General features: G+C 34.6%; 7 protein-coding genes. 3 read left to right on the top strand and 4 right to left on the bottom strand.

The annotated features are described in order from the left end of the window. Positions 1–610 precede the first annotated feature (610 nt). The 3 genes from CVD27_RS02250 to CVD27_RS02240 all read right to left on the bottom strand — a co-directional run bounded on the left by CVD27_RS02250 (position 611) and on the right by CVD27_RS02240 (position 3,214). Positions 611–1,312 (bottom strand): hypothetical protein, encoded by a 702-nt coding sequence (locus CVD27_RS02250; RefSeq protein ID WP_101646260.1) that lies wholly within the window; start codon positions 1,310–1,312, stop codon positions 611–613. 264 nt (positions 1,313–1,576) lie between these two features. Further along, on the bottom strand, positions 1,577–2,179 hold the full coding sequence (locus CVD27_RS02245; RefSeq protein WP_101646259.1) for an NADPH-dependent FMN reductase: 603 nt from the start codon (positions 2,177–2,179) through the stop codon (positions 1,577–1,579). Positions 2,180–2,320: 141 nt separating this feature from the next. Then, complete coding sequence (locus CVD27_RS02240) at positions 2,321–3,214, bottom strand: DMT family transporter (protein ID WP_101646258.1); 894 nt, start codon at positions 3,212–3,214, stop codon at positions 2,321–2,323. A 271-nt stretch (positions 3,215–3,485) separates the two neighbouring features. Here CVD27_RS02240 and CVD27_RS02235 point away from each other — a divergent pair, with 271 nt between their 5' ends. The 3 genes from CVD27_RS02235 (at position 3,486) to CVD27_RS02225 (ending at position 5,807) form a co-directional block, all read left to right on the top strand. Then, complete coding sequence (locus tag CVD27_RS02235; protein WP_101646257.1) at positions 3,486–4,367, top strand: LysR family transcriptional regulator; 882 nt, start codon at positions 3,486–3,488, stop codon at positions 4,365–4,367. 209 nt (positions 4,368–4,576) lie between these two features. Next, complete coding sequence (locus CVD27_RS02230; protein WP_101646256.1) at positions 4,577–4,930, top strand: hydrolase; 354 nt, start codon at positions 4,577–4,579, stop codon at positions 4,928–4,930. A gap of 181 nt (positions 4,931–5,111) precedes the next feature. Then, complete coding sequence (locus CVD27_RS02225) at positions 5,112–5,807, top strand: hypothetical protein (RefSeq protein ID WP_101646255.1); 696 nt, start codon at positions 5,112–5,114, stop codon at positions 5,805–5,807. A gap of 145 nt (positions 5,808–5,952) precedes the next feature. Here the strand turns inward: CVD27_RS02225 and CVD27_RS02220 are convergent, their stop codons facing one another. Further along, positions 5,953–6,882, bottom strand: a complete 930-nt coding sequence (locus CVD27_RS02220; protein ID WP_101646254.1) for a metal ABC transporter substrate-binding protein — start codon at positions 6,880–6,882, stop codon at positions 5,953–5,955. Between the last annotated feature and the right edge of the window lie 136 nt (positions 6,883–7,018).

Raw genomic sequence — 7,018 nt, 5'->3', positions numbered from 1 at the left:
TAATGCTAAAGAAAGAAGAACATCGGAAAGCCGTATGAGGGAAAACTTCACGTACGGTTTGATGAGGGGAAACTGAAAGTAAAACAGATAGCGTAAGCTATCCCTATGAAATCAGTTTTCTACTCTACTTGTCGTTTATCTTTTTCCGCTCGTGAATTTATAAATCTAAAACTAGTTGCGTGATGTCATTGGTTCCATTCACTATAACTTGTTCCAATTCTAGGTCAATAGAAGTTGAGGGGACATGTTTCAATGACTTGACATTAATGATGTGTATAAAAAAGGGGTACCTCGTCTAAATGTAAGCCGTTCTCTTTTGGAGTACCCGCATCTATAAAAACACATATAAAAGCAGCTACATCAGTAGAGCAATTCGCATATGAATTTGCTCTGCTTTTTTATTGATATGAAAAGATTCGTGAAGGTTTATATACTACAATTGACATTATAAATCGCAGATTAATTAGCAAGAGCATAATAAAAATTATGCTTTTGTTATTGGTAATGTTAATTGATAAGCTAATCCAATAACTAAAAAAACGACAGATAACTGCCGTTCCAAGTAAATTATTAAACTAAAGCTACCCGTTACTTTATAGGACAGTAATCATTAAAGATTCGTAAGTTTAAAGAAATCTGGTTCAGGTTTCATTATTTTTGTACCTTTTTCTGATTGAAAGTAAATTTCTTTGTCGTTTTCATATAGAACCTTTATTTCTATATCTCCAATGTCAATGACACTTGTTTTTTCGCGGGGTAATACTTCTTCATCCCAATCAATGGCATCGTTGATAAAACGGACAATTCCTTCTATTTGAGTTTTGTCATTTATTTCAGAACAACTTTCATCGGAAGAACTTTGATAGATACAGATACTTGTTGGAACATCACCAATCCAAGTTGTTGAATGATAAATAGGAGTTTTATCAAAAATAACTTCCGTTTGGTTATTCATTTTAAAATAGCTTCCTGCAATAGATAATTCCCAATCTAATCCCTTTTTTCGCCATCTGGACATAAACCCTGTTACATCTTCATTTTCATTTGATGAGCTTTGCTCATATTCAACTTTCCAACCATACTTTGGAAGTTCCTTTGAGTAAAAATCGTAAATATCATTCCAGCGATTTCCTTCCATTACATACTCATGTTCTGTTGGTTTCAATCCTTCAAATAAAGGAATATCCTTGTGTTGTTCAGGAATAATGGACATTCCTTCATAAGTGTTATCTGTGACTTTTTGAAATGTAAACCAACCCACAGCAATTAAAATTGCAATAGTGCTATAAATTAACCAATTTATTTTATTCATTGACTCCCCCCCTAATCTCCAATCTAATATTACCAGCAAATCCTAATCTCTTGTTCAACTATTCTGCCTTTTTAATTGATTAAGCCAATATAAGTAATTTTAACATAATTTTCCTATAAGCATGCTAAAAGCAGTGAGATTTCATGTGCGAAACCCACTGCTTTTATAGTTGTTTTTATATTCACTTTTTCCTATGCGGGTACCTCAAAAGGGAACGGCTTAGTCTAAATGTTGGGTCCCCTTATTATTTTTATTTGACAACACCTATTTTCTAACAGTTTTTAATGCACCACTCCAAGCAATCACTTGGTCAAGCATCGCATTAACATTATTTAAATGTAGATCTTGTGGTTTAAAATTAGTTCCATTCTCGAAATCAGTAAATAAAGATAAAGTTGGATGAACTCTTACATCTGCTATTTGTAGTTCTCCGCAAATCCCACGTAAATGTTCAGCAGCACGAGCTCCCCCAGTAGATCCATAGCTTACAATACCAGCTGCTTTATTATTCCACTCATCACGAGCTGAATCTAATGCGTTCTTTAATGCCCCTGTAATACTGTGATTATATTCAGCTACAATGAAAACAAATCCATCTAAACTAGTTAACTTTTCAGACCATGCTTTTATTCCTGGTTCATCACCTGCTGTTGTGAAGACAAATGGTAAATTGAAATCTGCAATATCTACAATCTCATATTCTGCATCCCCACGTTTATCGGCAATTCCTTTTACCCATTCGCCAACTTGAGGACTAACTCTTCCTTGGCGTGTACTACCTAAAATAATCCCTATTTTTAGTTTTTCGTTTGTCATTGTTTCTTCCTCCTTGTTGTGATCGCCAAATAACTTACTTAGTAGCCCCATTGAAGTACCACCTTTAGTACTAAGTTTATCAATTATATATTTCTCCAGTAATATTGAATTATCCATAAAAATTAAATCTTAATCTAAAAACACCCTAAAATATAAAACAGAGAGAAACAAATGCTTCCCACTGTTTTTACGTTATTCCGCTGGTGTTTTCATTAGTTGTTTTGAAAAGTTAACTGATTTAATTTCACAAACAAATGTAGAGCCTAATAGCAATACACCACCAAGCATTTGAACAATTGTCATTTGTTCTTGCAGGATAATTGCAGAAGTCAATATAGCCATAAATGGATCGACATAACTGAGCATAGCTATACTCTGTCCTTTTAATCCTTCCATACCAGAGAAAAATAACCAGAACCCAATCCCTGTATTGATAATCCCTAAAATTAAAATAAAAGGAATGGAAGAGCTTGATACTTCAAAGATACCAAAGCCTTCAGTAAAGAAAACATATGGCATGAGAAGTAAAGTGGTTATCCCAAGCTGAATGATGGTCAGCTCTAAATTTCCCATATCTTTAATAAATTTATTTAGAAGCAATAACGAAGCATAAAATGCTGCTGCGATTAATCCAAAGGAAAATCCAATAAGATCGTCTGAGCTGGATGCCCTCACGCCTTCTCCTAAAATCATTAACATCCCTATGATCGCTACACCAATACACACAATTTTCTTGATGGATAATTGTTCCCGAAGTACAAAGGGAGAAAGAATCATTACAAATACAGGTGCACAGTAATAACCTAGAGTTGCATTGGCAATTGTCGTTTGGTCATACGATTGATAAAGAAAAATCCAATTTCCTCCCAATGCAATGCTTGATAGAATCAAAAATAAAGCATTGGATTTAACTAGATTCCATGATATTTTTTTCTTAATCATGAAGAATACTAGCAGTAAAAATAAGCATCCTAGGAAACTGCTTAGTAAAGCTCTTTCGCTCGATGCTAGATCAATGTATCGAACAACTAAACCAATTGTACCGAAAATAATCATTGATAATATAAACTGAATTTTAGATTTCATCGTCTACTCCTACGAATCTGCGAAACAGCTTATATTTCGCAGATTCTTAAAACGTATTTAAAATAAGTGATTACAAGACCTCAATAATATTCAAGGGAGGCAATACTTACACCGATTTGTTCGTATGTTTCAAATAAAAAACATCGTTAAACACCTTTCCTTTCCTAACTTGAATAATTAGTAGCAATAATATATCATACTCACATACATTACAAAAACGAATGTTTATCATGGTATGTATGACAAAATCAGATGGAATGAGGAAAGAAATATGAATATCCAAAAATATATGGCATTTGTAAAAGCAGTAGAATTGGGTAGTTTTACAAAAGCTGCCGAAACATTGGACTATTCACAGTCTGGAATTAGCCGTATGATTAACGATTTAGAAAAGGAATGGGGGGTTTTCCTTTTAGAAAGAGGACGTACGGGTATCAATTTAACCTCTGATGGTTTCAAATTACTGCCCCAATTAAAGCGAATTTGCAATGAGTATGAAATCTTAATGAAGCAAATCGATGACCTACACGATATGGAATCTGGGATAATTCGTATTGGTACATTTTCCAGCGTAGCATCTCATTGGCTCCCTAACATTATTAAAATTTTTAAGAAGGATTATCCAAAGATAGATTTTGAATTTCTGCTTGGAGATTATACAGAAATTGAAAGCTGGATCCTAAATGGGCGTGTTGACTTCGGATTTTTGCGGCTACCTACAAAAGCAGACCTTGAAACAATCTTTTTGGAACAAGACCGTTTGCTGGTAGTGATTCCACAAAATCATCCTCTTGCTAATTGCGAAAAGTTCCCCATCAACGGCTTACTGAACAGTCCGTTTATGCTGTTGGAAAAGGGGGCGAAAGCAGAAATCTCCGAAATTTTTGAAAGACACCATATTTCACCGAATGTTAATTTTACAACATGGGATGACTATGCCATTATGTCTATGGTGGAAAATGGTCTAGGAATCAGTATATTACCAGAATTGATATTACAGCGTATTCCTCACAAAATTATAGCGAAAGAGCTTGAGGTTCCTGCTTTCAGAAATATTGGTGTTGCTATGAGAGAACAAAAATCACTTTCCCTTGCGTCCAAGAAATTTTTAGAATATTTATCATATAGGAATAGCGGAATAGAGAGTGAATGAGTATGATGAACGGTTTCTGGACGTTACAATCAGGTTTATTCCCTGAAAATGTTGCTAGCCTTAAATTGCATAGTACAACCTTTTCACTTTATTTTCATAGAACTCAGATGAGTTGGTTTTAAATTTTTGAAAGATAGGGTACTAAACAAGAAAGGGTAAGTCATTGAATTACAGACAGTCTCGGTAATCTTAAAAAAGGAGAGGATCTCATGGAAGAACAAAAACACAGTTATTATATTAATATTCAATCTCACGAGGTTTTTAGTGAACCTGATGGAGTGGAATGGGATTTTAAAATAGAAGCAACGCCAAGTCAATTGGCTGTCCTGGAACGGATGTTTGATAAAACCGATGAAACTGATTGGGAGAGTTATATCCGCGCCCATGTCCCTTATCTTGAGTATCATCATCAGCCCCAAAACAAAGAATATGACCTGCGGCTGACCCTCATCTACTCCTTGCTATATTATTTGGGTGATGAAAAAACACGCCAGCATATTGGCAATATGGGAATAATAAATGAAGATTATAGAAAAGAAATACTAGCCCAACGACAATTTTGAAAAAAGAATGAGCGAAGTTAAAAGTCTACAGGAATTGTAGACTTTTTTAACTCTCAAAAACTTCGAAAAAAGCAAATGTTTATTCCTGAAAGCAGGAATTTATGAATATAATAAAACCCACAGGTCAACAACTGTTGATATATTTTTGCAATCATTTCAAAGAAAATAGGTGGATGTCACTATGTCAACCTTAACAGGCTTTCTCCCCAGCACGTCCGGTTTTAAATTTGGAAACAGCTTTCCACAGGTTCCAGTAAAGAAAATAGGGTTTTTGGGTCGGCAGATACCAATCGGTAATGCCTCGTATGGTCTTTGTGGAGGAATGATTTATGCTGCAATAGATTACTTTGAAGCTAAAATGCCGATCCCACCTATTACGACTGCTCCTTCCTTTGGTCCATTGTTCGAATATATCGTAAATCGGCAGATTGATAGCTTTCATTTGCCCTTAGGTCTCATGAAATATATGGTTTTGATGAATCCTTTCCTTCCGGATTACGAAACATCTGATAGGTATGTTGGAGCTGCACCACATGGAAGGGCATGGAGAATGATGAAAGAGGAGTGGCCGAGAATAAAAAAGGATCTTGATCACGGTAAGCTTTCACCGCTTGGTTTAGTCCGAGTAAAATCGTTTAATCCTTTTGAGATAAGAAGACATCATCAAGTTCTTGCCTATGGATATGACTTGGATGAAAACCAACTGTCCATATTTATCTATGACCCTAATTTTCCAAACGATGATCAAGTGACTCTTTCTCTAAAGATTGCAAGACATGAGTCCACAACACTTGTTATTCATTCTAAAACATCGGAACCGATTTATAGTTTTTTTAGAACGGAATACAAGTTTAAAAGCCCGGTAGATTTAAACTAAGTTTCTCGTAACCATCTATTAAATCATTTAAGAAGCATAAACTTATCTTACATTATCTATGCTAGAAAATTGCCAACAAAAAACTGGATTGGAGTGACCTCTAAAGGGGTTACTCTTTTGAAGTAACCCTAAATTAGATAACTAATCAAAAAATCGTTAATTTCAATGCATCCAGATTTTTTTTCATAACACCAATATAGTCTAATCCTTGTTGTCGTTCTTCTTTCGTTAATCCTTCTAATGGATTTAATACTTCCGTTTTTGCACCTATTTCTTTGGCTAACGTTTCCGCCACTTTTGAAGATGTCATCTCCTCAAAATAAACAACCTTTATCTTTTTCTTCTTTGTTAATTCTGTTAATTCAGCTAATTTTCCTAATGTAGGTTCAACGTCGGGTGATAATCCTGCGATAGGAATTTGAGTCAGTCCATATTGTTTTGCCAAGTATCCAAATGCTGCATGTTGAGTAACAAATTCTTTATTCTTGGCTTTATTGATAGTCTCTTTATATAAGCGGTCCAAATCAGCTAGCTCAGAATTTAAAGTCTCTGCATTTTTTTGATACTGGTCCTTATTTTTGGGATCAGCCTGTTCTAAACCCTTAGCAATGGTGTTAACTTCTTGCTGAGCTAAAACTGGAGAAAGCCAGACATGTGGATCTTTAGAAGCACTGTGCTCCTCCTCATCCACAGATTCCAGTGCATCCATCAATTTAATCCCACTGGAAGCTTCAACAACTTTTAATTGGGAATCATTAATACTTTTCAATACCTTTTCAGTCCAAAGTTCAAAGTAATGGCTATTGTAAATAAAAACATCAGCGTCTTGAATTTTTGCCATATCCTTTGCTGTCGGTTCCCAATCATGTGGTTCTACACCATTTGGTATTAATAGTTCCACGTTTGCAGAGTCGCCTGCCACCTTTTTTGCAAAATAGTATATGGGATAAAAAGTAGTGATAATTTGCAGTTTTTTAGATCCTTCACTTGAATTTTCACTTTTCGTTGAAGCTACGTTTGAGCAACCACTTACCATTAATAGAAAAATAATTAATGGAACTAAAAGCCTTTTCATGTTCATTTTCCTCCCAAGTTGCCTTTAATTAGGAATTATTACGATTTAAAGCGAATAATTATTTAATATTATTTAAGATCTATAACAATATATAAATCGTAATTATTACGAATTAAATCTTATAACGAATATTTAT

Origin of the sequence: Neobacillus cucumis, from assembly GCF_002860255.1 — a bacterium.
GTDB lineage: Bacteria > Bacillota > Bacilli > Bacillales > Cytobacillaceae > Neobacillus > Neobacillus cucumis_A.
Note: the sequence above shows the minus strand (reverse complement) of the source record. Positions and strands in the feature narration are given on the sequence as shown.

Coding starts and splice junctions, on each gene's coding strand:
- CVD27_RS02250 (WP_101646260.1), bottom strand. CDS start 1,312: ATGAATAAAATAAATTGGTTAATTTATAGCACTATTGCAATTTTAATT.
- CVD27_RS02245 (WP_101646259.1), bottom strand. CDS start 2,179: ATGGGGCTACTAAGTAAGTTATTTGGCGATCACAACAAGGAGGAAGAA.
- CVD27_RS02240 (WP_101646258.1), bottom strand. CDS start 3,214: ATGAAATCTAAAATTCAGTTTATATTATCAATGATTATTTTCGGTACA.
- CVD27_RS02235 (WP_101646257.1), top strand. CDS start 3,486: ATGAATATCCAAAAATATATGGCATTTGTAAAAGCAGTAGAATTGGGT.
- CVD27_RS02230 (WP_101646256.1), top strand. CDS start 4,577: ATGGAAGAACAAAAACACAGTTATTATATTAATATTCAATCTCACGAG.
- CVD27_RS02225 (WP_101646255.1), top strand. CDS start 5,112: ATGTCAACCTTAACAGGCTTTCTCCCCAGCACGTCCGGTTTTAAATTT.
- CVD27_RS02220 (WP_101646254.1), bottom strand. CDS start 6,882: ATGAAAAGGCTTTTAGTTCCATTAATTATTTTTCTATTAATGGTAAGT.